The organism is Crystallibacter permensis, assembly GCF_025960875.1.
In the GTDB taxonomy this organism is placed as follows: Bacteria; Actinomycetota; Actinomycetes; order Actinomycetales; family Micrococcaceae; genus Crystallibacter; species Crystallibacter permensis.
In genome coordinates this window covers 1-25,452 of sequence record NZ_JAODLR010000009.1, presented here as the reverse complement: position 1 = coordinate 25,452, position 25,452 = coordinate 1, and the positions used below count along the sequence as shown (strand labels likewise).

The 25,452-nt window shown below is 65.1% G+C and carries 23 protein-coding genes; 6 read left to right on the top strand and 17 right to left on the bottom strand.

Going from position 1 to position 25,452, the window contains the following annotated elements; all coding sequences use genetic code 11:
• Positions 1-3: 3 nt before the first annotated feature.
• The 5 genes from B0G38_RS11995 to B0G38_RS11975 form a co-directional block, all read right to left on the bottom strand.
• Entirely contained in the window at positions 4-1,092 is a 1,089-nt protein-coding gene (locus B0G38_RS11995) for a pseudouridine synthase (RefSeq protein ID WP_264669678.1), read from the bottom strand.
• 31 nt (positions 1,093-1,123) lie between these two features.
• A complete protein-coding gene (gene scpB, locus B0G38_RS11990; RefSeq protein ID WP_264669677.1) occupies positions 1,124-1,756 on the bottom strand; it encodes an SMC-Scp complex subunit ScpB in 633 nt (210 codons plus the stop codon).
• Positions 1,749-2,669 carry a segregation and condensation protein A gene (locus tag B0G38_RS11985; protein ID WP_264669676.1) on the bottom strand — a complete coding sequence of 307 codons (921 nt, stop codon included), beginning with the start codon at positions 2,667-2,669 and terminating at the stop codon, positions 1,749-1,751. The genes scpB and B0G38_RS11985 overlap by 8 nt, the downstream gene beginning before the upstream one ends.
• Positions 2,669-3,556 (bottom strand): ParA family protein, encoded by an 888-nt coding sequence (locus B0G38_RS11980; RefSeq protein ID WP_264669675.1) that lies wholly within the window; start codon positions 3,554-3,556, stop codon positions 2,669-2,671. Before B0G38_RS11980 ends, B0G38_RS11985 begins: the two co-directional genes overlap by 1 nt.
• 264 nt (positions 3,557-3,820) lie before the next feature.
• Positions 3,821-5,221 carry a cation:dicarboxylate symporter family transporter gene (locus tag B0G38_RS11975; protein WP_264669674.1) on the bottom strand — a complete coding sequence of 467 codons (1,401 nt, stop codon included), beginning with the start codon at positions 5,219-5,221 and terminating at the stop codon, positions 3,821-3,823.
• A 124-nt stretch (positions 5,222-5,345) separates the two neighbouring features.
• On the opposite strand from B0G38_RS11975, the gene B0G38_RS11970 reads away from it, so the two are divergent.
• Both B0G38_RS11970 and B0G38_RS11965 read left to right on the top strand, forming a co-directional pair.
• Complete coding sequence (locus B0G38_RS11970; protein WP_264669673.1) at positions 5,346-7,040, top strand: sensor histidine kinase; 1,695 nt, start codon at positions 5,346-5,348, stop codon at positions 7,038-7,040.
• Positions 7,033-7,746: a response regulator gene (locus B0G38_RS11965; protein WP_264669672.1), complete on the top strand. Its 714-nt coding sequence runs from the start codon at positions 7,033-7,035 to the stop codon at positions 7,744-7,746. Before B0G38_RS11970 ends, B0G38_RS11965 begins: the two co-directional genes overlap by 8 nt.
• 16 nt (positions 7,747-7,762) lie before the next feature.
• Here the strand turns inward: B0G38_RS11965 and B0G38_RS11960 are convergent, their stop codons facing one another.
• A complete protein-coding gene (locus B0G38_RS11960; RefSeq protein ID WP_413542063.1) occupies positions 7,763-9,637 on the bottom strand; it encodes an acetate--CoA ligase in 1,875 nt (624 codons plus the stop codon).
• Between the two features lie 209 nt (positions 9,638-9,846).
• Between B0G38_RS11960 and B0G38_RS11955 the strand changes: the two genes are divergently transcribed.
• From B0G38_RS11955 to B0G38_RS11940, 4 genes are read left to right on the top strand one after another with little or no spacing between them, the layout of a single operon-like run.
• Entirely contained in the window at positions 9,847-10,503 is a 657-nt protein-coding gene (locus B0G38_RS11955; protein ID WP_264669671.1) for a GntR family transcriptional regulator, read from the top strand.
• Positions 10,500-12,035: an MmgE/PrpD family protein gene (locus B0G38_RS11950; protein ID WP_264669670.1), complete on the top strand. Its 1,536-nt coding sequence runs from the start codon at positions 10,500-10,502 to the stop codon at positions 12,033-12,035. The genes B0G38_RS11955 and B0G38_RS11950 overlap by 4 nt, the downstream gene beginning before the upstream one ends.
• A complete protein-coding gene (gene prpB / locus B0G38_RS11945; RefSeq protein ID WP_264669669.1) occupies positions 12,036-12,941 on the top strand; it encodes a methylisocitrate lyase in 906 nt (301 codons plus the stop codon).
• A gap of 30 nt (positions 12,942-12,971) precedes the next feature.
• Positions 12,972-14,114 (top strand): bifunctional 2-methylcitrate synthase/citrate synthase, encoded by a 1,143-nt coding sequence (locus tag B0G38_RS11940; RefSeq protein WP_169994484.1) that lies wholly within the window; start codon positions 12,972-12,974, stop codon positions 14,112-14,114.
• A gap of 94 nt (positions 14,115-14,208) precedes the next feature.
• Here B0G38_RS11940 and B0G38_RS11935 read toward each other — a convergent pair whose 3' ends face one another.
• From B0G38_RS11935 to B0G38_RS11885, 11 genes are all read right to left on the bottom strand, one after another.
• Positions 14,209-14,697, bottom strand: coding sequence for an 8-oxo-dGTP diphosphatase (locus B0G38_RS11935; RefSeq protein ID WP_264669668.1), 489 nt, complete (start codon positions 14,695-14,697; stop codon positions 14,209-14,211).
• A 39-nt stretch (positions 14,698-14,736) separates the two neighbouring features.
• Positions 14,737-15,717: a site-specific tyrosine recombinase XerD gene (gene xerD / locus B0G38_RS11930; protein ID WP_264669667.1), complete on the bottom strand. Its 981-nt coding sequence runs from the start codon at positions 15,715-15,717 to the stop codon at positions 14,737-14,739.
• A gap of 6 nt (positions 15,718-15,723) precedes the next feature.
• Positions 15,724-16,407: an NUDIX domain-containing protein gene (locus B0G38_RS11925; RefSeq protein ID WP_264669666.1), complete on the bottom strand. Its 684-nt coding sequence runs from the start codon at positions 16,405-16,407 to the stop codon at positions 15,724-15,726.
• A gap of 2 nt (positions 16,408-16,409) precedes the next feature.
• Entirely contained in the window at positions 16,410-18,116 is a 1,707-nt protein-coding gene (locus tag B0G38_RS11920) for a CTP synthase (RefSeq protein ID WP_319801244.1), read from the bottom strand.
• A gap of 124 nt (positions 18,117-18,240) precedes the next feature.
• Positions 18,241-19,965: a DNA repair protein RecN gene (gene recN, locus B0G38_RS11915; protein ID WP_264669664.1), complete on the bottom strand. Its 1,725-nt coding sequence runs from the start codon at positions 19,963-19,965 to the stop codon at positions 18,241-18,243.
• On the bottom strand, positions 19,962-20,954 hold the full coding sequence (locus B0G38_RS11910) for an NAD kinase (RefSeq protein WP_169994472.1): 993 nt from the start codon (positions 20,952-20,954) through the stop codon (positions 19,962-19,964). Before B0G38_RS11910 ends, recN begins: the two co-directional genes overlap by 4 nt.
• A complete protein-coding gene (locus tag B0G38_RS11905) occupies positions 20,951-21,805 on the bottom strand; it encodes a TlyA family RNA methyltransferase (protein WP_264669663.1) in 855 nt (284 codons plus the stop codon). The genes B0G38_RS11910 and B0G38_RS11905 overlap by 4 nt, the downstream gene beginning before the upstream one ends.
• Positions 21,806-21,812: 7 nt before the next feature.
• Complete coding sequence (locus tag B0G38_RS11900) at positions 21,813-22,034, bottom strand: hypothetical protein (RefSeq protein WP_264669662.1); 222 nt, start codon at positions 22,032-22,034, stop codon at positions 21,813-21,815.
• Between the two features lie 44 nt (positions 22,035-22,078).
• Positions 22,079-23,062, bottom strand: coding sequence for an HAD-IIA family hydrolase (locus B0G38_RS11895; protein WP_264669661.1), 984 nt, complete (start codon positions 23,060-23,062; stop codon positions 22,079-22,081).
• Between the two features lie 4 nt (positions 23,063-23,066).
• Positions 23,067-23,864, bottom strand: coding sequence for a tetratricopeptide repeat protein (locus B0G38_RS11890; RefSeq protein WP_264669660.1), 798 nt, complete (start codon positions 23,862-23,864; stop codon positions 23,067-23,069).
• A gap of 158 nt (positions 23,865-24,022) precedes the next feature.
• On the bottom strand, positions 24,023-25,114 hold the full coding sequence (locus tag B0G38_RS11885) for a hypothetical protein (RefSeq protein WP_264669659.1): 1,092 nt from the start codon (positions 25,112-25,114) through the stop codon (positions 24,023-24,025).
• Between the last annotated feature and the right edge of the window lie 338 nt (positions 25,115-25,452).

The following is a 25,452-nucleotide window of genomic DNA, read 5'->3' as shown; positions in this document are numbered from 1 at the left end:
GCTCTACATCCCTACCGTTGCCAGCAGGTGACCGATTTCCGTCCTGCCCAGGGCGCGGATGGTGCCCTGCCGCTGGTCGTTCAGCCTGATCGGGCCCACCTGGGTGCGGACCAGCCGCACCACCGGATGTCCGACGGCGTCGAAAAGCCGGCGCACAATCCTGTTCTTGCCCGAGTGCAGCACAACTTCCACCAGAACGTGGCCCGGTGTCGAATCCACCAGCCGGAAGGAATCCACCTTGGCCACGCCGTCCTCGAGCTCGATGCCGTTCTTCATCTGGGCGCCGATGCCGTGGGCCATCGGGCCGCGCACCTGGACCAGATAGGTCTTGGGTACCTCGTAGGACGGGTGGGTCAGGCGGTTGGAAAGTTCGCCGTCGTTGGTCAGCAGCAGCAGACCCTCGGTGGCCTGGTCCAGCCGGCCCACATGGAACAGGCGCTGGTCCTTGTTCTTCTTCAGGTAATCGCTGACGCAGGGGCGGCCTTCCGGATCCTCCATGGTCGAGACGACACCCTTGGGCTTGTTGAAGACGTAGTACACCAGCGACTCGTCGGTCTGGATCCGCATCCCGTCCACGTGGATAACTGCCGTGGCGGGGTCTACCCGGACGCCGAGCTCGGTGACGACAACGCCGTCGACCTCCACGCGGCCGGCCTCGATCATGTCTTCGCACACGCGGCGCGAGGCAACGCCGGCACCGGCGAGCACCTTCTGCAGCCGCACGCCCTGCGGATCATGCAGATCGGAAGTCTCGCCGTGTCCGGTCCTGGGCGTCTTGGCCTTCTTCGGGCGGCTGTTCACCGGACCGAGGTTCTGGCCGAAACGCTCCTTGCCGTAGGGACGCGGCCCGCCGGACGCGGTGTTGGGGCCCGGCTTGCGGCCTGCGGCTGCGCCCGGCTTAGCGCCGGCCGACTGTCCGGGACGCGGCTTGCCTGCCTGGGGTCCGTCCTGCGGCTTGCCGAAGGACTTCCCGGGGCGGCCCTTGCCGGCGCCGCCGGAGAAACCGCCGCCGGGTTTGCCTGACTGCCGGGGGCCCTTGCCGCCGCCGCGTGGATTGTTGCGGCCGGAACCGGATCGGGGCGCCTGTGTCATGGTCTGTCCTTAGAACTAGCGATAGTCAGTCTTAAATATCGGAATCGTCGATGTCTGCCAAATTTTCCAGGCCCGGCAGGTGCGGGGCCAGTTTGGGCAGCTCGGAAACATTTCCTATACCCAATCTTTCCAGAAAATACGAGGTGGTCCGGTACAGGAGGCCTCCTGTCTCCGGATCCGTGCCCGCATCCTCAATCAGACCACGCTGGACGAGGGTCCGCACCACCGAATCCACATTCACTCCGCGGATGGCCGAAACCCGCGCCCTGGACACTGGCTGGCGGTAGGCAATCACGGCCAGCGTCTCCAACGCAGCTTGGGTCAAACGGGCAGTCTGCCCCTCCAGAATGAAGCCGGATACGATGTCGGCAAAATCACTGCGTGAGAAGATCCGCCAGCCGCCGGCAATGCTGCGCAGTTCGAAGCCCCGGGGTGCGTCGTCAGGTGAGCTCCCGCCGTCGTAATCCCTTTGGAGCTCCTCCAGCAGCGTCCGGACTGCGGCTACCGGCAGGTCCAGGGCGGTGGCAAGTTCGACGTCGGTGGCCGGCTCGTCGATGACCATCAGTACCGCTTCAAGGGCAGCACGAGGCCCGCCGGGGAGGGAGTGCAGATCCGCGCCGGATTCGTCTGCGGGCAGCGGCGCGGCGTCGGCTCCGTCAGTCATCGTGCCCCTCCTCTCCGGCCTCGGCGGGCTCGGGCCCGTCCCCGGGGACGGCCGCGGGCACCGGCACGTCTTCGTATTCCTCGCTGAGCCGTTCGGTGCTCCAGTCCCGTTCGGGGCCCGTCCAGCGCACTGTCAGATCCCCCAGCGGCGACGCCTGGTCAAAGGCGATGACTGCGTCGCGGAACATTTCCAGCAGGGCCAGGAAGCGGGCTACCACCACTGTTGTGTCGGCAGCATCCGCCGTCAACGCCCCGAAGGACAGCGGCCCGCCGTCTTGGAGCCGCTCCGCGATGATCGCGGCCTGCTCCTTCACGCTGACGGCAGGAGCATGCAGGTGCGCCAGCCCCACCTCCATGGGCTTTGGCGCTTTCGGCTCCAACGCCTTGGCCGCCAGTTTGGCGAAGTCCGCCAGGGACGTCCGCCAGATTAACTCAGGAAGCAGCGCGGCGAACTGCGGCTCCAGGCTGACCTGGCGCGGGTAGCGGGCGGCTTCCTCTTCAAGCCGGCGGCCCATGAGCGCCGCGATCTGTTTGAACGCCTTGTACTGCAGCAGTCGGGCAAAGAGCAGGTCCCTGGCTTCGAGCAGGGCGATGTCTTCGTCGTCTTCCACTTCGCCGGTAGGCAGCAACCGTGCTGCCTTGAGATCCAGCAGGGTCGCAGCGATGACCAGGAATTCGCTGGCTTCGTCCAGCACCCAGTCCTGGCCGGACTCACGCAGGCGCCGAATGTAGGAAATGAACTCGTCCGTGACCCGGGCCAGTGCGACCTCGGTGATATCCATCTCATGCTTGGAGATGAGGCCCAACAGCAGGTCGAAGGGGCCGGTGAAATTGTCCAGCCGGACTTCGAAACCGGGGCGGCCTTCGGCCTGCGGTTCCGTCGGCGCTTCCGCCGCCGGTCCCGCGTCAGTCATCAGGGTGCGCCGCCGCGGGCGATCAGCTCCTTGGCCAGCTGGCGGTAGGCCCCGGCCCCCGCGTGGTTGCCGGCATAGGTAGTGATCGGCTCCGCGGCCACCGTGGCGTCGGCAAATTTGATGGTGCGCTTGATGACGGTCTCGAAGACTTTGTCGCCGAAGGCCTCCAGCAGCCGGCCGATGACTTCGCGGCTATGCAGGGTGCGGGCGTCATACATGGTGGCGAGCACGCCGTCGATCTGCAGGCGCGGGTTCAGCCGGTCCTGGACCTTCTCGATGGTCTCCACCAGCAGTGCCACGGCCCGCAGGGCGAAGAACTCACAGATCAGCGGAATGATCACGCCGTGGGCGGCGGTGAGGGCATTGACGGTGAGGAGGCCCAGCGAGGGCTGGCAGTCGATCAGGATGACGTCGTAATCGTCTTCGACCTTGCGCAGCGCCCGGTCCAGTACCTGTTCACGGGCGACCTCGTTGACCAACTGGACTTCCGCCGCGGAGAGGTCGATGTTGGCCGGCAGGAGATCGATGTTTTCGAAGTCGGTGCTCTGGATGGCTTCCTGGATGTCCGCCTTGCGGTCCATGAGCACGTTGTAAACGGTGAGGTCCAGTTCGTGCGGATTGGTGCCCAGCCCGGCGGAAAGGGCTCCCTGGGGATCGAAATCCACCAGCAGGACACGCCGTCCGGCCTCGGCCAGCGCGGCGCCCAGATTGATGGTCGACGTGGTCTTGCCCACGCCGCCCTTCTGGTTGACCATGGCGATGATCCGGGCAGGTCCGTGTGAAGTCAGCACGGGTGGCTCGGGAAATTCAGTGAGCGGCCGGCCGGTGGGGCCCATGACCGCGTCTTCCGCTTCCTGCAGAGTCGTCGAACCCTGTTCGCTACTCACGTATCTATCCCAGCTTCCATCGTTTCGCGGCTGTTCTTCTTCCAGACAAGGTTACAGTCACGATGCTGTCATTTCCCGAATATGCCATGCGTCACCGGCGAGCCTTTAGCTTCAAGTAGAGGTCTAAGGTTTACACCCTCCAACCCTTGTGGGAACGGCCGGATTGCCTGGACCCGACGGCGAAACACCTACGGCGGCACGCGCCGGGAAGGCACGTACCGCCGTCGTGGACGAAACCCAGGTCGCGGGCTCTGTGAGGCAGAACTACTGGCGGGAGGCCGCCAGCTCTGAGTCGCGTGCCGGTGCAACGATCTCGCGGACGGGCTCCGGAACGTCCTCGGCGATTTCCTCCGACGCGTGGTCGGCGTTCATCGTCTCTTCGTCGAAGGGAATCCGTCCGGCCAGGACCTCGTCCACTCGGGGGCGGTCGATTTCCTTCGTCCAGGTGCCGATCAGCACGGTGGCCACGGCGTTGCCGGTGAAGTTGGTCAGGGCGCGGGCTTCGGACATGAAGCGGTCGATGCCGACGATGAGACCCACGCCGTCGACCAGGTCCGGCCGGTGGCTCTGCAGGCCGCCGGCAAGGGTCGCCAGGCCGGCACCGGTAACACCGGCAGCACCCTTGGAAGCGATGATCATGAAGACCAGCAGCGAGATCTGCTCCCCGAGCTCAAGCGGCTTGCCCATCGCTGTGGCCACAAAGAGCGCTGCCATGGTCAGGTAGATTGCGGTGCCGTCCAGGTTGAAGGAGTAGCCGGTAGGAACCGTCACGCCGACCACGGGCTTGGAAACGCCCAGGTGTTCCATCTTTGCGATCAGGCGGGGCAGCGCGGCCTCGGAAGACGAAGTGGAGAAGATCAGCAGGTACTCGCGGCCGAGGTACTTCATCAGCTTGAAGATATTGACTCCGGTGCACAGCTTCAGGATCAGGCCCAGCACCACGGCAATGAAGAGGATACAGGTGATGTAGAAACCGATCATGAGGGTGGCCATGCTAATGATGGCCTGGACCCCGGTGGCGCCGACCACTGCTGCAATGGCGCCGAAAGCACCGATCGGGGCCAGCCACATCACCATGATGAGGATGCGGAATACCAGCGTCTGGATGTGCCCGATGCCGCGCAGGATCGGCTTGCCTGCAGGGCCCATCTTCTGCAGTGCGAAGCCGACGATCAACGCGACAAACAGGGTCTGCAGGATGTTGCCTGCCGTCAGCGAGGACAGCAGGGTCGTGGGGATGATCCCCAGCAGGAAGTCCACGGTGCCGTGGCTCTCGGTGGCTTCCACCTCGTAGCCGGTGCCCGAGATATCCAGGCCCTCGCCCGGGTGGATAAGGTTGCCGACGACCAGGCCGAGCCCGAGGGCAAAGGTGGACATGATCATGAAGTAGCCCAGGGCCATGCCGCCGACCTTGCCGACCGTAGCGGCTTTGGCGATGGAACCGACGCCCAGCACAATGGTGCAGAAGATGACCGGGGCGATCATCATCTTGATCAGTCCGATGAACGCGGCGCCGATGGGTTTGAGCGACTGGGCGAAGTCAGGTGCAACCAACCCGATCACGGCACCGAGCACAACGGCTACGATAACCGCGATGTAGAGAAAGTGCGTCTTGTCCTTCTTGGGCTTTGGCTTAGTCTGGGGAACCTTCAGCGTCGATGCCATGGGTTGCTCCTTTTGGAAGATGAGGTGCCGCCGGGGCTGGCGGAGCGTTCGAAACCATGTTGCCGGTCACAGTGACTGTCATCACCATTACGTTCATACTGTTCGCAGACCGAAAGGAAAACGCATGAAGAGCTGGAGCCTCGCGGCGCGGATATTCGCCGGCCAGCTCATTTTCCTGACGGTGCTGACGGCAGTGGTGGCCACGGTTTTGTTCCTCGACGCGCGGGACCAGAATTACAGCCGCGCCGAGCAGCGCATGCGCTCCGTCGCCGTGACCATCGCAGCCAGCCCCTTTGTCCTCGAAACGGTCCAGTCGCCCGATCCGACCTCGGCCCTGCAGCCGTATGCGCGCGACATCATGCTCGATGCGTCGGTGGACTTCATCACGATCATGGCCCCCGACGGCACCCGCTTCACCCATCCGGATCCCGCCGAGATAGGCAGAACGTACATCGGCAGCACCGAGCAGGCGCTCAGAGGCGAGATCTGGACCGAAACTGTTGCCGGCACGCTGGGCCCGTCGGTCCGGGCGATTGTGCCGATCCAGGACGAGGACGGCACGGTCCATGGCATGGTGGCCACCGGTGTCACGGTCACCAATGTCTCGGTGGCCATTGCTGCCCGGCTTCCCTTCGTGATCCTCACTGCCGTGGCCGTCATGGCGGCGTCGTCGGTGGCCTCGTGGCTCCTCAGCCGCTACCTGAACCGGGCCACCTTGGGCTGGGGCCCGGAGCAGCTGTCCAGAATTTTCATCTTCTACGATTCGGTCCTGCATTCGGTCCGTGAGGGCGTGGTACTGGTCGATCCCGGCGGACAGCTGGTGCTCTACAACGACCAGGCAGCCCGGCTGCTGAACCTGCCGCCCAGACCGCCGGGCGGCCCCGCCCTGGACATCGCCGTCCTGAAGATCCCGGAGCCCTTGAAAGGGCTGCTGCTCAGCGGCCGCGTTGCGCGGGAAGAGGTGCTTGTGACCGACGACCAGGTGCTGGTGGTCAGCCAGGACCCTGCCGTGCGGCCGCCGCAGCGGACGCGGACCGCCGGTGCCGCGGCAGGAAGCCGTGCAGCAAAGCCGGCCGCGCCGCTGGGGACGGTGGCGACCTTGCGCGACCGGACCGAGGTCCAGTCCCTGGCCGGCGAGCTGGAGTCCATGCGCACCCTCACCGACGCGCTCCGGGCCCAGACGCACGAGCATTCCAACCGGCTGCACACCATCGTGTCGCTGATCGAATTGGGCCAGGACACCGATGCGATCGAATTCGCGGCCCGCGACCTGCAGCAGTCGCAGCAGCTGACCGACAAGGTGGTCTCAGCCGTCGACGAACCCTTCATCTCTGCGTTGCTGGTGGGCAAGGCAGCGCAGGCCAATGAGCGCGGCATCGAGCTCAACATCACGGCGGACACGGCCTTCGGCGCAGAGACGGTGCCCGCCGGTGCCCGCGCCGGCCTCGATCCGGCCGCGCTTGTCACCATTGTTGGAAACCTGCTCGATAACGCCTTTGACGCCGTCTCCGGGTCGGAGCACCGGGAAGTCTCGATAGACTTCCTCAGCACCTCCGAAGAATTATGGATCGAGGTTCACGACAGCGGGCCGGGGATCCCGGAATCAGAACTGGAAAACATTTTCAGCCTTGGCTTCAGCTCCAAGGCCGACGGCGGCAGGCGCCGCGGCGTGGGCCTGGCCCTGGTGCACCAAGCCGTAAAGAGATTGGGCGGGCAACTGACCGTGGACAATGAGGAAGGCGCCGTATTCACCGTGTCGCTGCCGCTGCATCCGGCCCGGCCGGCCACGGGCGAGGAAACAGGAGGCACGAATGCCTGATCCGATCCGCGTCCTCGTGGTCGAAGACGAATCCGTGGCAGCCGCAGCCCACGCGGAGTACGTCCGGCGGATCGATGGCTTCCAGCTCGCCGGTGTGGCGCGCACGGGTTCGGAGGCCCTGGCGTTCCTCGGGCTGTCCCCCGGACGGCAGAAGGAGTCCGCCGTCGCCGTCGATCTGGTGCTGCTGGACATGAACCTGCCGGATATACACGGACTGGACATCCTGCGCAGAATCCGCGGTTCCGGCCTGCCCGTGGAAATCATCGCCGTGACCGCGGTCCGGGAGCTGCCGATTGTCCGCAAGGCGATTTCATCCGGCATTGCGCAGTACCTGATCAAGCCGTTCACCTTCGCGGCTTTCAGCGACAAACTCCATCACTACCGGCAGTTCCGGGACAGCCTAGCCCAGCACGGCAGCGCCACGACCCAGGAGGCTGTGGACCGTGCGTTCGCCGCGTTGCGCACCCCGGCCGCGGCCACGCTGCCCAAAGGCTTTTCCGAAGAGACCCTGCAAAGCGTTATCACGCTGCTGAAAAGCAGCCAGTCCCCCATCTCGGCGGTTGAGGTTACCGAACAGCTGGGTATGTCGCGGGTGACCGCACGCCGCTATCTGGAACACCTTGCGGAGCAGAACGCTGCCCTCCGGTCCCCCCGCTACGGCACGCGGGGGCGGCCGGAATTCGAATACACCTGGCGCCGGGCGTGATGCCGGCGAGCCGGGGCTAGGAACGCAGCAGGCGCACCAGGTCGTCAATCACCAGCGGATCCTCGATGGTGGAGGGCACCGTGTACGCCTCGCCGTCGGCGATCTGCCGCATGGTTTTGCGCAGGATCTTGCCTGACCGCGTCTTCGGAAGTGCGGCCACGATCCGTACCTCCTTGAAGTCCGCCACCGGCCCGATCTGCGAGCGCACCAGGTCCACCAGTTCCCGTTGAAGCTGGTCCTGCTCCATCTCGCTGCCGGCTTTGAGCACCACAAACCCGCTGGGACGCTGCCCCTTGAGGTCATCCGCGATACCGACAACGGCGCATTCGGCCACCACCGGGTGCCGCGCCACGGCCTGTTCCATGGCCCCGGTGGAAAGCCGGTGGCCGGAGACGTTGATGACGTCGTCGGTGCGGCCCATCACGAACAGATAGCCATCCTCGTCCAGATAGCCTGAGTCCCCCGTCGTGTAGTACCCGTCGAAGATGTCCAGGTAGGACCGGATGTACCGCTCGTCGTTGCCCCACAGCGTTGTCAGGGTTCCCGGCGGCAGCGGCAGCCGCAGCACGATGTTGCCTTCAGTGCCGGGCGGCACCGGCTGCCCGCCGGCGTCGACGATTTCCAGCCGGTACCCCGGCACCGGCACGGTGGGCGATCCCGCCTTGACCGGGAGCTGCTCCACGCCGAGCGGATTCGCGGCGATCGCCCAGCCGGTCTCCGTCTGCCACCAGTGGTCGATCACCGGCACCTGCAGGGCAGCCGAAATCCACTCGTAGGTCTCCGGATCCAACCGCTCCCCCGCCGCAAACAGCGTCCGCAGGGAGGAGATGTCATAGTCCTTGACCCGCTCCGCGGCCGGATCGGCCTTCCGGATGGCCCGCAGCGCAGTGGGGGCGGTAAAGAGAACATCCACACGATGGTCCTGGACCACGCGCCAGAATGCGCCGGCATCCGGGGTACCTACCGGCTTGCCTTCGTACAGCACTGTGGTGGCCCCGGCGATCAGGGGTCCATAAACGATGTAGGAGTGCCCCACCACCCACCCGACGTCGGAAGCGGTCCACATGACGTCGCCTGGGCCAACGTTGTAGATGTTCTTCATCGACCACGCCATGGCCACCGCATGGGAGCCGTTGTCCCGCACCACGCCCTTTGGTGCCCCGGTGGTGCCGGAGGTATAGAGAATGTAGAGCGGATCGGTCGCCTTGACGGATACCGGCCCGGCCGGCTCGGCTGTTGCCGCCAGCGCATCCCAGTCATGCCATACGGTGCCGGCGGCCATGAAGTCCTCGACGCCGTGTTGGAAACCTTCCCGTGCCTTGACGATCACATCGGCAACGGTGTGATCTGCCAACGCGATGGCCTCGGCGACCGCCGGCAGGTACTCGATCCGGCGCGACGGTTCGATTCCGCCGCTGGTGGTCACAATGGCCGAGGGGCGTGCATCATCAATCCGGGCGGCGAGTTCCTGTGCCGCAAATCCGCCGAACACCACTGAATGGATCGCACCGAGCCGGGCTACCGCCAGCATGGCCACGGCGGCCTCGGGAATCATGGGCATGTAGATGATGACCCGGTCACCGCGCCCCACTCCCCGGCCGCGCAGCACCCCCGCAAAGCGCTCTACCTCGGACAGCATTTCCTGGTAGGTGTAGCTGCGCTGCAGCCCCAGCATCGCCGAATCATAGATCAGGGCGGTATCCCCGCCGCGGCCGGCGGCAACATGGCGGTCCAGGGCGTTGACGCTGGTGTTGAGCTCGCCGTCCGGAAACCAGCGGTAGATCGGCGGGTTGCCGTCGTCGAGAGCTTGGGCAGGGGCCTGGTCCCACTGGATGGCCGAGGCTGCATCCAGCCAGAACTTCTCCGGCTCATCGCAACTGGCCTCGTACATAGTGCGGTAACTGTCCACGCTGATCCCTTTCGAAGCTTCGTTGTGATGCTCGCCATACTATCGGCCTAAACCGGCGGCAAACAAGACCTCTGTATACATTTTTGCGTTGATTCACCAAGAAATCCCCATCATCCCTTGATTCCCGCCCTGCTGTGTATACACTGGTGCTGTAGTCGAATTCACCACGACCTGCAGAACGGGAGGTGCCAATGCGTGCCAGCGAACGTGCCTATTGGGCCTTGCGCGAAGACATCGTGGAGTGGCGGCTGCCGCCGGGCACTGTCCTCGGCGAAGTGGAACAGGCCGAGCGGCTCGGGGTCTCCCGCACTCCCCTGCGTGAAGCGCTGGGACGGCTGACTGCCGAAGGCCTGGCTGCCCCGCACAGCGGCCGCGGCGTCGTCGTCACAGCCATCTCGCTGGATACCGCTGCCGAACTCTTCGAACTCCGCACCGCACTGGAGTGCCAGGCCGCGTCCCTGGCGGCACGGCGTGGGGATCCTGCCGTCTTCAATCGCCTGCAGCAGGAGTTCGCCTCGGCGGCCCAGCTGCTGCGCGGGGATGATCCGGCCCGCCATGACTACTACGCACTCGTGGGCCGGCTGGACCGGGCCATTGACGAAGCCATCGGCAACGCCTACCTGCTGCAGGCCCTGAAAAACCTGCGGGTGCATCTGGTTCGGATCCGCCGGCTGGCCAAGGACAATCCCGAACGCCTGCTGGCAGCAGCCACTGAGCACGCCAACATCGCCGGGGCCATCGCCGCCGGGGACGGGCAGCTCGCTGCCGCGGCCACCGCAGTACATCTGTACCAAAGCCTTGAACATCTCAAAACCACCCAACCGTCAGCCGAGAGGACAGCCTCATGACCGTCAACCATAAAGTCCGTGTCCACCGCAGTGAAGAGAACCTTCCGCGGCAAGACCAGCTTGCCTACAAGATCGCCAAGGTCGCCGTCGATCCGGTGGAAGTCAGCGACGACGTGACCGATATGGTCATCAACCGCATCATCGACAACGCCTCCGTGGCTGTTGCCTCGCTGAACCGCGGCCCGATCGTTGCTGCCCGTTCCCAGGCCCTGAGCCATCCGGTCTCGGTGAACGGCAACGGAGCAGGGATCTACGGCGTGGCCGGCAAGACCTCGCCGGAGTGGGCAGCCTGGGCCAACGGCGTCGCCGTGCGCGAACTGGACTACCACGACACCTTCCTCGCCGCCGAGTACTCCCACCCGGGCGATAACATTCCGCCCATTCTCGCCGTCGCACAGCACACCGGTGCCAACGGACGCGACCTCGTGCGCGGGATCGCCACCGGCTACGAAATCCAGGTGGATCTGGTGAAGGCCATCTGCCTGCACAAGCACAAGATAGACCACGTCGCCCATCTCGGCCCGTCCGCCGCAGCCGGCATCGGCACCCTGCTGGGTCTCGACGTCGAAACCATCTTCCAGGCTGTGGGCCAGGCACTGCATACGACGACGGCGACCCGCCAGTCCCGCAAGGGCGAGATTTCCACGTGGAAGGCCCACGCACCGGCCTTCGCCGGCAAGATGGCAGTGGAAGCCGTTGACCGGGCCATGCGCGGGCAGACCTCGCCGGTGCCGATCTACGAAGGCGAAGACGGTGTGATTGCCTGGATGCTCGACGGTCCGGAGGCCGCCTACGAGGTGCCGCTGCCCGCCGACGGGGAAGCCAAGCGAGCCATCCTCGATACCTACACCAAGGAGCACTCGGCCGAATACCAGGCGCAGGCCTTGATCGACCTGGCCCGCAAGCTGCACACTGAGCACCCGGAAGCCACGGACCCGGCGAACGTGGACAAGATCGTCATCCACACCTCGCACCACACGCACTATGTCATTGGCTCCGGTGCGAACGACCCGCAGAAGTACGATCCGAGCGCCTCGCGGGAAACGCTGGACCACTCCATCCCGTACATCTTCACCGTCGCCCTGCAGGACGGAAATTGGCATCACGTCGATTCCTACAGCCCGGAACGCGCCGGCCGTTCCGACACCGTGGACCTCTGGCACAAGGTGACTACGGAAGAAGACCAGGAATGGACCCGCCGCTACCATTCGCTGGACATCAGCGAAAAGGCCTTCGGTGGCCGCGTGGAGATCACGCTCAAGGACGGCAGCACCATTGTGGATGAGATTGCCGTTGCCGACGCCCACCCGTTGGGTGCCCGCCCGTTCGCCCGCGAGCAGTACATCAATAAACTGCGCACACTGGCTGCCGGTCAGAACGGCAACCGCCTGGTCGAGGAGGCCGAGATCGATAGGTTCCTCGCCGCCGTCGAACGTCTGCCTGAACTTGGCGCGGGCGAGCTGGACCAGCTCAACATTGCTGCGGCCGACGGCGTGATCGACCTGAGCGCCGGACCGAAGGGGATTTTCTAAATGCTCTACGCCAAAACCACCCCCGAGCAGAAGCGCGTAGCGCTGCGCGAAGGCCTGGCCTCAGGCACCATCCAGCAGTTTCCGGGTGCCTTCAACCCGCTGTCGGCTCGCCTGATCGAAGAGAAGGGCTTCAACGGTGTCTATATTTCGGGCGCCGTGCTGGCCAATGACCTGGGCCTGCCGGACATCGGGCTGACCACGCTGACCGAAGTGGCTACCCGGGCAGGTCAGATCGCGCGGATGACCGAGTTGCCTGCCATCGTCGACGCCGACACCGGCTTCGGCGAGCCCATGAACGTGGCCCGCAGCATCCAGGAACTCGAAAACGCCGGGCTGGCCGGCTGCCATATCGAGGACCAGTTCAATCCGAAGCGCTGCGGCCACCTGGACGGCAAGAACGTGGTGGATCTGGACACGGCCACCAAGCGCATCCGGGCCGCCGCCGATGCCCGCCGCGATCCCAACTTCCTGATCATGGCCCGGACCGATATCCGGGCCGTGGACGGCATCGAGGCAGCGCAGGATCGTGCCAAGGCGCTGGTGGATGCGGGTGCCGACGCCATCTTCCCGGAAGCAATGCGCAGCCTGGAGGAGTTCCAGGCTATCCGCGACGCGGTGGACGTACCGGTGCTGGCAAATATGACCGAGTTCGGCAAGAGCGAGCTGTTCACCACCGAGCAACTGGCCTCTGCCGGCGTCAACATTGTCATCTATCCGGTAACGCTGCTGCGCAGCGCCATGGGTGCCGCGGAACGTACTTTGGACACCATCAAGGCCAAGGGTTCGCAGCAAACCGACGTGGAAAACATGCTGACCCGTGCACGTTTGTACGAATTGGTGGATTATGAAGCTTATAACCACTTCGACACCTCGGTCTTCAACTTCCAGGTACCCGGACAACACTGACGGCATCGCTGTCTTGATAAAGGAGTCGCTATGACCAGCGAAGCAACCACAGAAGCACCGCAGATACATAAGGGACTTGCCGGCGTGGTCGCCGACACCACCCGCATTTCCAAAGTCAACGCGGACACAAATTCCCTCCTCTACCGCGGTTACCCGGTCCAGGATCTGGCAGCCCAGTGCAGTTTCGAGCAGGTTGCCTATCTGCTCTGGCACGGCGAACTTCCTACCAACGCGGAGCTGGCTGAATTTACCGCCCACGAGCGCTCCGGGCGGGCGCTGGACCCGGTGGTCAAGTCCGTCATCGATACGCTGCCGACATCGTCCCACCCCATGGACGTGTGCCGGACTGCGGCGAGCGTCATCGGGGCAAGGCATCCGCGCTCGGAGGACTCGTCGCCGGAAGCGAACCTGGCCAAGGCCAAGGACCTCTTCGCCGCGTTCCCCGCCGTTGTCGCCTACGACCAGCGCCGCCGGCGCGGCCAGGACGTCGTCGAGCCCCGCGAGGATCTGGACTACTCGGCCAACTTCCTCTACATGACCTTCGGCGAGGAAGCCGCCCCCGAGGTGATCGAAGCCTTCAACGTCTCGATGATTCTCTACGCCGAGCACTCGTTCAACGCCTCGACCTTCACGGCGCGCGTCATCACCTCGACCCTGGCTGATCTTCATTCCGCGGTTACCGGGGCCATCGGGGCCCTCAAGGGCCCGCTCCACGGCGGCGCCAATGAGGCCGTCATGGACACCTTTGAAGAGATCGGCACCGAAGGCGGCGACATCACCCGGCGCGCGCAGGCGTGGCTGGAGGATGCCCTGGCCACCAAGAAGAAGATCATGGGGTTCGGACACCGTGTCTACAAGAAGGGCGATTCCCGCGTCCCGACCATGAAGGCCGCCCTGGACAAGATGATCGCCTACTACGACCGGCCGGACCTGGCCGAACTGTACACGGCGCTGGAATCGGCCATGGCCGAGAAGAAGAACATCAAGCCGAACCTGGACTATCCGGCCGGACCGACGTACCACCTGATGGGCTTCGACACGCAGACGTTCACTCCGCTGTTCGTCGCCGCCCGCATCACCGGCTGGACAGCACACATCATGGAACAGCGCGAAGCAAACTCACTGATCCGTCCGCTGAGCGAGTACAACGGACCGGACCAGCGTTCGCTCTGACCGATAACACCCGCAAGGAGGATGCCCGCCGTACTTCCGGCGGGCATCCTGCGTTGCGGGCCTCTGAGCGGCGTCTACGGCAGAGCGCTGAGCTTTAAGGAAGGGGTTCCAGGGGGTCGAATCTGGCCGCGGTTTCATTGTCGTCGTTGAGCACGATGCGGAAGTTGGGCATCCCGCCAGTGAGTGCCATGGGCAGCCACGTGCCGGCGTCGTGCCACATGAGTCCCAGCGGCAGCGCGTCCAGCCCGAACCATTCCGGCGCTATCTCCTCGGACTCTGCCGGTTCGCCGGACCAGCGGCGCGCGACAAAAAGCGCTGCATCCATGTTCCAGAGCGGCTGTGACGGAAAGTCGAACAGGATCCGTCCTGCAGGTTCCAGGTCCTCCTGCCGGACCGTCACGCCCGTCTCTTCCATGACTTCGCGGCAGGCAGCCTCCGGTGCTGTCTCCCCCGGCTCGAGTTTTCCGCCGACACCGACGACCTTTCCGGTACCGAAGCCGGACTTCTTGTGGCCCAGCAGGACCGCAAGTCCGCCGTCCTTTTCCTGCACTAGGAAGCACAGAGCCACGGCCACTTCAGTCATGAGCCGAGTCTATCCTCCCTCCAGTGCAGCCCGAACTTGCTAGCCCAGGGCGCGGGGATGGGCCGCAGCATAGACTTCGCGCAATGTGTCTGCACTGACCAGGGTGTACACCTGTGTGGTGGTGACCGAAGCATGCCCCAGCAGCTCCTGCACCACGCGCACGTCCGCGCCGCCTTCAAGCAGGTGGGTCGCAAACGAATGCCGCAGCGTGTGCGGTGAGACGTCCCGGCCAATGGCGGCCTTCTCGGCCGCCGTCTTCAGGATGGTCCAGGCGCTCTGGCGGCTCAGCCGTCCGCCACGGGCGTTCAGGAAGAGCGCAGGCGTGCCGCGGCCTTTGGCGGCAATGCCCGGCCGGGCGCGGACCAGATAGTCGTCAATGGCTTTGGCAGCGAAGGACCCCAGCGGGACCAGCCGCTCCTTCGACCCCTTGCCCAGCAGACGTACGACGGCGGGTCCCTCGTCGATGGTTTCGACACTCACGTCATCGACGTCGAGCCCGACGGCCTCGCTGATCCGAGCCCCGGTTGAGTAGAGGAATTCGAGCAGCGCGCGGTCTCGCTGGCCGGTGGGGGTTTCGGTGCTGACCGCTTCCAGGATCCGGGTGACTTCGCCGACCGAGATGGCTTTGGGGAGGCGTTTGCCCGGCATTGGCGGGTGGACGTCGGTGGCCGGGTCCGTGGCGCTGATCCCCTCCAGGCTCCAGAACTTGTGCAGGCCACGCACCGCGACGATGGTCCGTGCCGCGGAACGGACGCTCAGTGCCGACGCACCATCCGATCCGTCGGAGAGAACCTGCGCGAACGCGGTGACGTCATGCCGGGTGATTTTCGCCGGGTCATCGACCAGCCGCTGTTCCAGGAAGTGCTGGTACCGCTTCAGGTCCCGACGGTAGGCTGCCACGGTATTGGCCGCCATCCCGCGTTCGACAGCCATGTGCTGCAGGTAGTCCGATATAGCCCTGCCCAGCGCCGTCGCCCCTAGATCACCGGCCGTGGTGGCGGCCTGCACGCTTCCGGCCATGCAAGCTCACTGCCCCGTTCCGGCGGCCGGCGCCGGGTGGTTCCGCTGTGAGGGATGTTCCGGCCAAGGTGCGTCGGCCGGACGCAGTCCTTCAAACCCGTGCCGGGACGCTTCGGCGGCGGCCAGCACGCCGGCCACGGCCGATGGGTTGTGCAGACGGCCTGCCATGACAGCCTGGACGGCCTCGTCAAGGTCCACCCACAGGTGCTCGATTTCTGCTTCTTCGTCCGTCCGCGTGTGCAGATCCGCTTCGGGAACTTCCGTCAGGTTTCTGGCCAGGTAGATGCGGATGGCTTCGCTTGACGAGCCCGGCGAGTTGAAGAAATCCACCAGCACGTCCCAACGTCCGGCAGCGAGATCCGCTTCCTCAGCCAGCTCCCGGGCAGCCGCAACCACAAAGTCCTCGCCCTCGACGTCCAGCAGGCCGGCCGGGATCTCCCACAGGGACATCCGGACCGGCTGCCGGTACTGCTTCAGAAGCAGGATGCGGCCGCGGTTGTCCATGGCCACAACGGCTACCGCACCCGGGTGGGCAATGTAGTCGCGGACCAGGACATCCTCGGCATCGCCGGTGAGGCTGAAGGTATCGCTGACGACATTCCAGATCCGGCCCTCGTACAGCGTCTCGGAAGCAACAAGCGTGCGAGGATCAGGCTGGTCGGCAAACACCTTCGGACCGGCAGCGGACATGGCTATGCTCCGGCTTTCGGGACCGGCTTGCCGTGGTTGAGCGCCGCGGCAACCAGGCCGGCGAACAGCGGATGCGGCCGGGTCGGACGGGAGCTCAGTTCCGGGTGCGCCTGGGTCGACACGTAGTACGGGTGCACCTTCTTGGGCAGCTCGACGAATTCCACCAGCTTGCCGTCCGGCGACGTTCCGGAGAACACGAGGCCCGCCGCTTCCAGCTGCTCCCGGTACTTGTTGTTCACCTCATAGCGGTGGCGGTGGCGTTCGCTGACCTTGGTTGAGCCGTAGGTTTCGGCAACCACGGAGCCGCTCTTGAGCGCGGCCTCGTAAAGTCCCAGCCGCATGGTGCCGCCAAGATCGCCCTTGCCCTCGACGATGTCCAGCTGTTCTTCCATGGTCGCGATCACCGGATGCTTGGTATCGGGGTCGAATTCGGTGGACGAGGCGTCCTCCAGCCCGACCACGTTACGGGCGTATTCCATCACCATGGACTGCAGGCCCAGGCACAGGCCCAGCGTCGGCAGCTTGCGTTCGCGGGCGTATTTCAGCGCGCCCAGTTTCCCCTCCAGGCCGCGGATGCCGAAGCCTCCGGGAACGCAGATGGCGTGGACGCCGGCCAACGACCTGGCCGCACCTTCCGCAGTGGCACAGTCATCCGAGGGAACCCAGCGGATCTTGACCTTGGTTTGGTTGGCGAAGCCGCCGGCACGCAGCGCCTCCGTCACGGAGAGGTAGGCGTCCGGCAGGTCGATGTACTTCCCGACCAGCGCGATCTCGATCTCGTGCTTGGGATGGTGGACGGCCTCCAGCAACCGGTCCCACTTGGTCCAGTTCACGTCCTTGAACTTCAGGTCCAGGTGCTGGACGATGTATGCGTCCAGCATCTGGGCATGCAGGGTTTTCGGGATATCGTAAATGCTCGGGGCGTCCGGGCAGCCGATCACGGCGTCCACGTCAACATCGCACATGCGGCCGATCTTCTCCCGCATGGCCTCCGGTACTTCACGGTCCGAACGGATCACGATGGCATCCGGCTGGATGCCGATGGAGCGCAACGCCGCCACGGAGTGCTGCGTCGGCTTGGTCTTCAGTTCCTGGGACGGGCCGATATAGGGCACCAGTGAGACGTGCAGGAAGAAGACGTTGTTGCGCCCAACGTCCTGCCGGACCTGGCGCGCGGATTCGAGGAACGGTTGGGACTCGATGTCGCCGACGGTGCCGCCGATTTCGGTGATGATGACGTCCGGCGCCTTCTTGCCCTCGGCGGGCAGACGCATCCGGCGTTTGATTTCATCGGTGATGTGGGGAATGACCTGTACGGTGTCCCCGAGGTACTCGCCGCGGCGTTCCTTCGCGATGACCGTGGAGTAGATCTGGCCTGTTGTCACGTTGGCCAGCCCGTCCAGGTTCTCGTCCAGGAAGCGCTCGTAGTGTCCGATGTCCAGGTCCGTTTCGGCGCCGTCGTCGGTCACGAAGACTTCGCCGTGCTGGAATGGGTTCATCGTGCCTGGATCCACGTTCAGATAGGGATCCAGCTTCTGCATGGTCACGGAGAGTCCACGCGCCCGGAGCAGGTGTCCGAGGCTGGAAGCTGTCAGACCCTTCCCGAGAGAAGACGCCACGCCACCGGTGACGAAGATATGTTTGGTCGTCTTGGACGACTTGGAAAACCGGGAATTAGTTCGCTGCACCACGGAATTCGAGCCTATCACCTTTCCAACGGCTCCGACTGCCAGAACCGTTACGGCCACCCTTTCGTGTTGGATGACACAGCCTCAGCTTCCCGCCGCCAATACCGCGGCGCCGGGAGTCTTTTCCTCCAGCCGATCGTACAGCTTAGCGGCTTCCTTTGGCCCCTTCGATCAGTTCCTGTGCATGGGCACGGGCGAGTTCGGATTCTTCCTGGCCGGCCAGCATCCGGGCCAACTCCGTCACCCGTTCTTCATCCGTGAGCAAGGTGACGTCGCTGGCCGTAACGCCTTCGGAATTCTTGGCCGCGGCGGCCGAGGTTTTGTAGACGCGGATGTGCTGGTCGGCGAAGGCCGCAACCTGCGGCAGGTGCGTAACCACAATGACCTGGACGTACTTGGCCAGCATCGCAAGCCGGCGCCCGATCTCCACCGCCGCCTTGCCGCCGACGCCGGAATCGACTTCGTCGAAGACAAACGTCGGTACCGGATCAACCGCGGCCAGCACCACTTCGATGGCAAGCATGACCCGGGAGAGCTCGCCGCCGGAGGCACCCTTGCCCAGCGGCCGCGGCGGTGCTCCGGGGTGCGGTTTCAGCAGGAAGGCGATGTTGTCTGCCCCGTGTGGTCCCAGCTCCTCGGCAGGTTCGAGCTGGATGTGCAGTTCGGCGTCCGGCATGGCCAGTGCCGCCAGCTCCTTGCCCACCTTGCGGCCGAGCTCGCCGCCGGCCTTGCCGCGCATGGCGGTGATCTTGCCGGCGGTTTCGGCGAGTTCCGTTTCGAGCGCCGCAATTTCCGTTTCCAGCGCCTCTATGCGGCTGGAATCATCAGTCAGCTCGTCCAGGCGCTGGCGGGCGGTTGCGCTCCAGTCCAACACCTCGTCGATGCTTGGCGCATACTTGCGCACGAGTCCGGCGAGGCTGGCCCGGCGCGCCTCAAGCTCCGCCAGCCGTTCGGGGCCTTCGTTGTCCAGTGATGCGGAGTAGCTGGCCAGATCGGCAGCAACGTCGGCCAGGATGTAGCCGACTTCTGCGAGCCGGCCCGCGGCCTTGCCCAGTTCCGGGTCATCCGCCTGGACCTGCTCCAGCGAGCGTTTGGCCGCGTCCACCAGCGATGTGGCATCGCCGGCGTCCGCGAATTCCTCCGCGATCAACGCTTGGTGCGCCAGCTGCGCCGCAGCGCGCAGTTGCTCTACGTTGGCCAGCTTGGTGGCCTCCGCCTTGAGCGCCAGGTCTTCACCGGGCTGAGGGTCGACGCCGTCGATCTCTTCCAAGGCCAGCTGCAATGATTCCGCTTCGCGCAGCCGTTCACGGGTCTCGGTCCGCAGCGACTGCAGTTCCCCGGCCGCCTGCCGCCAACGGTCATAGGACTGGCGGAACGCCGCCAGCGCCTTGGCCAGCTTGGGCCCGCCGAACTTGTCCAGGGCTTCCCGCTGGGCGCTCTGGCTCTTCAGCCGCAGCTGTTCCGACTGGCCGTGGACCGCCACCAGCTGTTCACCGATTTCAGCCAGGGTACCCACCGGAGCCGAACGGCCGCCGACGTGCGCCCGGCTGCGGCCGTCAGCGTTAACGGTACGGGCCAGCATCAGTTCTGCTTCGCCGTCGTACTCTTCAATATCCGCACCGGCATCCTGCGCGCGGGCGATGGCGGGACTGTCCGGGGCAAGCCGGACCACCGCTTCGGCGACTGCGGAGGAAGCACCGGTGCGCACCGCCCCGGCGTCCGAACGTGCACCCAGCAGCAACCCCAGCGCGGTCACCACCATGGTCTTTCCGGCGCCGGTTTCACCCGTGACCACGGAAAGCCCAGGGCCCAGCGGCAGCACGGCATCGGTAATGACACCGAGGTTGCTGATTCTGATTTCCTCAATCATCGACGCTCCTCCTCGGGCGGGGTGTGGTGCGGTTCGACCGTCCGGATGGTATCCAGCGGCGTCGTCTGCGGCTGCGCCTCGTCCGCGCTGATCGGACCGCGCCAGCCCTTGGTCGGCAACTCGAACTTGCGCACCAGCCGTTCGGCAAAGGGCGTGCGCCTGGTCCGGGCCAACCGGACCGGCTTGTCCGAGCGGGTAACCTCGACGCGTGAACCGGGCGGCAGATCGAGGCTGCGCCTGCCGTCGCACCAGAGCACGCCATTGGCATCCGTGCGGTTCAGCAATTCCACGGCCATGACCGAGTCCGGGGCCACCACCAGCGGCTTGGCAAACAGTGCATGCGCACTGATCGGGACCATCAGCAGGGCCTCCACCTCGGGCCAGACCACCGGTCCCCCGGCCGAGAAAGCATACGCCGTCGAACCGGTGGGCGTGGCCATCACCACCCCGTCACAGCCGAAGGAGCTGATGGGCAGCGCGTCGACTTCGACGACGACCTCAACCATCCGCTGGCGGTCCCCCTTTTCCACGGTGGCCTCGTTCAGCGCCCAGGTGTGGCCGATCTTGCGCTTGTCCAGCCAGACCTGCACGTCGATGGTCATCCGTTCTTCAACGGTGTACTGGCGCTCCACCACCCAATGGACGGTCTGGGCAAGGTCCGCGCGTTCGCTTTCAGCCAGGAAGCCCACGTGGCCCAGGTTGACGCCCAGCAGGGGCACATCCGAGTCCCGGACCAGTTCGGCGGAGCGGAGGATGGTACCGTCCCCACCGAGCACCATGCCAAGGTCCACGTCCTTGAGCTTCACGTCCTCGTCCAGGATCTCGAGGGGAGCCGCCAGGTGGGAATAGACCTGGCGGATGTGCTCCGCCTCTTTGCGCCGCATCACCGGAACCAGCCCGGAGGCGTGGAGCTGGGCACACGTTTCCTGGGCGGCGGCCAGAGCGTCGTGGCGCCCGGTGTGGGCCAAAACCAGAATCCGTCTGCTCATGCGTTTACTCCCGGTAGTTCGTTGGGCTGTTCCGCATCCGGCGGTTCCGGATACTGTTCCATCGCGTTGCGGACGGCGGCATCAAGCTCCGTTCCGATCCTAGCCGGGGCGCGCATAGCGGGCACCTTCATCCACAGGAAGAATTCAACATTACCGTCCTGGCCGGGCAGCGGACTGCGGGCCAGCCCCTTGAAGTGCAGTCCGTGCTCCAGCCCGCTGCGCACCACCTTTGCCACGGCCCGCCGCCGTTCGGCTTCCGAACTGACGACGCCGGTGCTCGCCAACGACTCACGTCCCACCTCGAATTGGGGCTTCACCATCAGGACCATGTCGCCGTCGGGCTCAGTGGCCGCGCTAAGGGCCGCCATCACCAAGCTCAGCGAGATAAAGGACAGATCCGCAACCGTCAGTGAGGCCGGCCCGCCGATATCGGCACTGTCCAGATACCGGGCGTTCACACCCTCGAAGAGATGAACCCGCTCATCGGCGCTCAGTTGTGGCACCATCTGGCCATGGCCGACGTCGACAGCGGCTACCTCCCGCGCGCCGGCTTCAAGGAGCACTTGGGTGAAGCCGCCGGTGGACGCCCCGGCGTCCAGGCAGCGGCGGCCTTCGGGGTCTATCGTCGGGAAGGCACGGAGCGCGCCGGCCAGTTTATGTCCGGCCCGGCTGACGTATTCGGGTTCGCCCCCGGTCTCCACCTCCAGCTTGTCATCGGCTCCCACAGCGGCGGAGACCTTCCGTACAACAGTCCCCTCGCGGCTCACCAAGCCGGCGGAGATCAGCTTTGCGGCATGGGTCCGGGACCTTGCCAGTCCGCGGGCTACCAGCTCCTGATCCAGTCTCTTCATTCCTGCCTCAGTCCGCTCCAGCATCCAGATCAGCCAGCAGGCCGTCATGCATGTAGGTAAAGACGGCAGCATGTTCGGTTACCGGAACTTGCGGCAGCGAAGTCAACGGCTCGATGATTTCATCCACGCTCTCGTCCTCGGTGGACGCAACGGAGACCGGCCACTGTGTAACGGCTGATCCCTGCGACGGCTGTCCAGCGGAAGTGATCGGGTCAGTCATCGGATCCATCGGTCAGTTCCTTCCACCATCAAGGGTTGTTCGCCGGGCCTGCTTCAGTCTATCGACGCGTGCGCGGCCAGCTCCGGCATGAACGGGACTGCCGCTTCGGGGTGGGCGTTCCACCATGCGGAGCAGGCGGCCCGCCAAGTGTCGAGGTCGTTGCGGTCACCGCTATAGCGGACAACGCCGTTCTCGACCGTAGCGCTCGAGCTGCCGCAGGTGAAAATTCCATCGGCAGAAGTTACCTGCGGATACGGCTGGTACAGATCGCCCAGGTTGGCCAGCAGGTACCGCGGCCTTTCGGCTGTCCGTGCGGCGAGGATCGTTTCCAGGGTATCGACGCCGGTCAGTACCGCGGCCGTATCCATGCCTGCGTTGTTGCCGCCAAGGATGTCGGTGTCCAGACGGTCTCCGACGACAAGCGGTGTCTCCGCCTGGAGGCTTTGCGCCGCCGTCGTAAAGAGAGCCGCCTCAGGCTTACCTGCCACCAGCGGCGTCGCCCCAGTGGCTGTTTGGACAGCAGCCACCAACGAACCGTTTCCCGGTGCTATCCCCTCGGCGCGGGGAATCGTCAGGTCCGTATTGGTGGCTACCCAGAAGGCACCAGCTGCTATCGCGTACGATGCCTCGGCCAGATCCAGCCAGCTCACCGCAGGATCAAACCCCTGGATGACAGCGTCGGGCCGCTGGTCGGCAGAGTCCACCAGGACAAAACCCAGAGCTTCGACTTCCTGGACCAATGTACGGCTCCCGGTCACCAGAACCTTGGCTCCCGGCGGCACATGCTTTGCCAGCAGAGCGGCGCCGGCACGCGCGGAGCCAAATACTTGGTCGGCCCGCGCCGGCGCGCCCAGTTCGCGAAGGTGGGCCGCGACCTGTTCGGAGGAACGGGACGCGTTGTTGGTGATGTAGCCCAGTTTGACGCCGGCAGCCGGCAACCTGTCGAGAGCCTCAGTCGCTCCTTCTATGGCACCGGCACCAGCGTAAACCACCCCGTCCAAGTCGCAGAGCAGAGCGTCATAACCGTCAATCAACATCGGTTCAGTCTTCGTCTCCGGGGTGCTTGACGTCCTGTTCCGCTGTAGCCGGGTCCTCGATTTCATGGAGGTCTTCGTCCTCAAGCGCTGCCTCGGAAACCCGCTGTCCTACGTCGCTGCCCGCAGTATCGGCTTCCACAAGGCCTGAAGCCTCTTCAGCTGGTCCGGCGACGCCTGTTGCCTCGTTCGGAACCGCTTCGTATCCGTCGGACACGTCGCGCGGACGCCGGGCTTCCGGCTCCTCATCTTCATCAACGAGATCAAAGATTTCAGGCTCGGCAAACTCCCCTACACCCAACGCGCTCTCCGCCAGTCGCGCCTGGCGACGCCACTGCTCGGCTTCTTCGGCACGGTCCACGGACTCAAGTGCGTCGGCGTAGGCCCGGAACAATCTGGGGCTGTATGAGAATGCCCGGTTCTTGTCGAGCTGCGGAATCTCGAGCGCGGCTACAGCAGCGTCATGCTGCTCCAGATCCATCCGTGCGCCCGACGCCACGATCGCCAGTTCCACCTTGCCGGCAGCGTCCAGGTCCGTGGCGTCCTCGGAACGGATCATCTCGAGGGCGCGGTCAGGGCGGCCAAGCCCGCGCTCACAGTCCGCCATCACGGGCAGGTGCGCATTGGAGCCGCTGATGCGCCGGTAGGTACGGAACTCCCGCAGGGCCTCACCGTAATGGCCGGCAGCATAGGCAGTCAATCCAACAGCTTCGCGGACCGGCGCCATCCGGCCGCCACGGCGGCTGGCAGCCAGGGCGTGCTGGAATGCAAGCTCGGGATCCTCGTCCATCAGCCGCGCGGCCATCACCAGGTGCTTGGCAACCCACTCTGCGCTCTTTGATTCCAGCGTTCGCAGCTGTGCACGGATGACGCGGTCCAGTTCCTGTCCGGTAACGTCCTCGTCGATCTGGGGTGAGCGGGGACGATCAGCCCTGTTAGAGCTGCGCAGATCCTGCGCATTCTTCAGCGGAGGCTGGCCATCGCCTCGGTCAGAACCATACTTCCGTTCGCCGAAGCGCTCTTCCCCATCGCCGCGCGGCTTGAACCCCTCAGCGCCGCGGGAACCGCCACGGTCTTGGCGTGGACGATCCGTGTACTCACGACGAGGACCATCAGTGCGGTCCTGACGCGGACGGTCACCGTACTCGCGGCGCGGCTTATAACCTTCAGCCCCACGAGAGCCATCGCGGTCCTGACGTGGACGATCCGTGTACTCACGACGAGGACCATCAGTACGGTCCTGACGCGGACGGTCACCGTACTCGCGGCGCGGCTTATAACCTTCAGCCCCACGAGAGCCATCGCGGTCCTGACGTGGACGATCCGTGTACTCACGACGAGGACCATCAGTACGGTCCTGACGCGGACGGTCACCGTACTCGCGGCGCGGCTTATAACCTTCAGCCCCACGAGAGCCATCGCGGTCCTGACGTGGACGATCCGTGTACTCACGACGCGGACCATCAGTACGGTCCTGACGCGGACGGTCACCGTACTCGCGGCGCGGCTTATAACCTTCAGCCCCACGAGAGCCATCGCGGTCCTGACGTGGACGATCCGTGTACTCACGACGGGGGCCGTCAGTGCGGTCCTGACGAGGACGATCCGTGTACTCACGACGGGGGCCGTCAGTGCGGTCCTGACGAGGACGATCCGTGTACTCACGACGGGGGCCGTCAGTGCGGTCCTGACGAGGACGATCCGTGTACTCCCGGCGCGGTCCGTCGGTGCGGTCCTGACGAGGACGATCACCGTACTCGCGACGAGGACCATCAGTGCGATCCTCACGCGGACGATCCGTGTACTCACGACGAGAACCGGATCGATCCCGGCCTGCTGCGCCTTCACCGCTGCTGCCACGGCGATCGTCGCGTGCCCGGAAGCCGCGCGGGTCGCCACCGGAGTTGCTTGTGCCGCGATGGGCGCCGCTTTGGCGGCGTGCTTCGCTGTCCCGGCGTGGGCCCTCGCCACGTCCAGCAGGTTTGTCGGATCCTGAGCGGCCGCCGAAGTTGCCTCGTCCGGCACCGCCCTTGTCGTCTCGTTCCCCACGACCACGGAAATCAGCCATGCCGGAGCTCCTCTCAGTGCGGGCCTGGCACCCCTCAAAGGAGCCTTCAGCCGCCATCTCTATTTATCTGGTGGTTTGTTGATCTATTGATCAGGATGCAACACGTCATGTGCCACCAGACCAGTCTAGTGCAGACCGCCAACGCCGCCGGCTGACTGGGCTGTGATACCACTAACGACGGCGGATCACCGCTCCGGCCATCGGACGGGGTCGACCTACCTCGTTCGCCGCTTAAATGGGTGAAGGGCTCCACCGTCATGGTGGAGCCCTTCACTTTCAAAAGATGTCCGGCGGTGACCTACTCTCCCACACCCTCCCGGGTGCA

What these genes read in the sequence shown, in the direction of transcription:
- B0G38_RS11965 (WP_264669672.1), top strand. Translation starts at nt 7,033, where the DNA reads ATGCCTGATCCGATCCGCGTCCTCGTGGTCGAAGACGAATCCGTGGCA.
- prpB (WP_264669669.1), top strand. Translation starts at nt 12,036, where the DNA reads ATGCTCTACGCCAAAACCACCCCCGAGCAGAAGCGCGTAGCGCTGCGC.
- B0G38_RS11975 (WP_264669674.1), bottom strand. Translation starts at nt 5,221, where the DNA reads ATGGCATCGACGCTGAAGGTTCCCCAGACTAAGCCAAAGCCCAAGAAG.
- scpB (WP_264669677.1), bottom strand. Translation starts at nt 1,756, where the DNA reads ATGACTGACGGAGCCGACGCCGCGCCGCTGCCCGCAGACGAATCCGGC.
- B0G38_RS11935 (WP_264669668.1), bottom strand. Translation starts at nt 14,697, where the DNA reads ATGACTGAAGTGGCCGTGGCTCTGTGCTTCCTAGTGCAGGAAAAGGAC.
- B0G38_RS11950 (WP_264669670.1), top strand. Translation starts at nt 10,500, where the DNA reads ATGACCGTCAACCATAAAGTCCGTGTCCACCGCAGTGAAGAGAACCTT.
- B0G38_RS11900 (WP_264669662.1), bottom strand. Translation starts at nt 22,034, where the DNA reads ATGGATCCGATGACTGACCCGATCACTTCCGCTGGACAGCCGTCGCAG.
- B0G38_RS11955 (WP_264669671.1), top strand. Translation starts at nt 9,847, where the DNA reads ATGCGTGCCAGCGAACGTGCCTATTGGGCCTTGCGCGAAGACATCGTG.
- B0G38_RS11890 (WP_264669660.1), bottom strand. Translation starts at nt 23,864, where the DNA reads ATGGCCGCGCGGCTGATGGACGAGGATCCCGAGCTTGCATTCCAGCAC.
- xerD (WP_264669667.1), bottom strand. Translation starts at nt 15,717, where the DNA reads ATGGCCGGAAGCGTGCAGGCCGCCACCACGGCCGGTGATCTAGGGGCG.
- B0G38_RS11910 (WP_169994472.1), bottom strand. Translation starts at nt 20,954, where the DNA reads ATGAGCAGACGGATTCTGGTTTTGGCCCACACCGGGCGCCACGACGCT.
- B0G38_RS11925 (WP_264669666.1), bottom strand. Translation starts at nt 16,407, where the DNA reads ATGTCCGCTGCCGGTCCGAAGGTGTTTGCCGACCAGCCTGATCCTCGC.
- B0G38_RS11895 (WP_264669661.1), bottom strand. Translation starts at nt 23,062, where the DNA reads ATGTTGATTGACGGTTATGACGCTCTGCTCTGCGACTTGGACGGGGTG.
- recN (WP_264669664.1), bottom strand. Translation starts at nt 19,965, where the DNA reads ATGATTGAGGAAATCAGAATCAGCAACCTCGGTGTCATTACCGATGCC.
- B0G38_RS11905 (WP_264669663.1), bottom strand. Translation starts at nt 21,805, where the DNA reads ATGAAGAGACTGGATCAGGAGCTGGTAGCCCGCGGACTGGCAAGGTCC.
- B0G38_RS11995 (WP_264669678.1), bottom strand. Translation starts at nt 1,092, where the DNA reads ATGACACAGGCGCCCCGATCCGGTTCCGGCCGCAACAATCCACGCGGC.
- B0G38_RS11960 (WP_413542063.1), bottom strand. Translation starts at nt 9,637, where the DNA reads ATGTACGAGGCCAGTTGCGATGAGCCGGAGAAGTTCTGGCTGGATGCA.
- B0G38_RS11940 (WP_169994484.1), top strand. Translation starts at nt 12,972, where the DNA reads ATGACCAGCGAAGCAACCACAGAAGCACCGCAGATACATAAGGGACTT.
- B0G38_RS11970 (WP_264669673.1), top strand. Translation starts at nt 5,346, where the DNA reads ATGAAGAGCTGGAGCCTCGCGGCGCGGATATTCGCCGGCCAGCTCATT.
- B0G38_RS11985 (WP_264669676.1), bottom strand. Translation starts at nt 2,669, where the DNA reads ATGACTGACGCGGGACCGGCGGCGGAAGCGCCGACGGAACCGCAGGCC.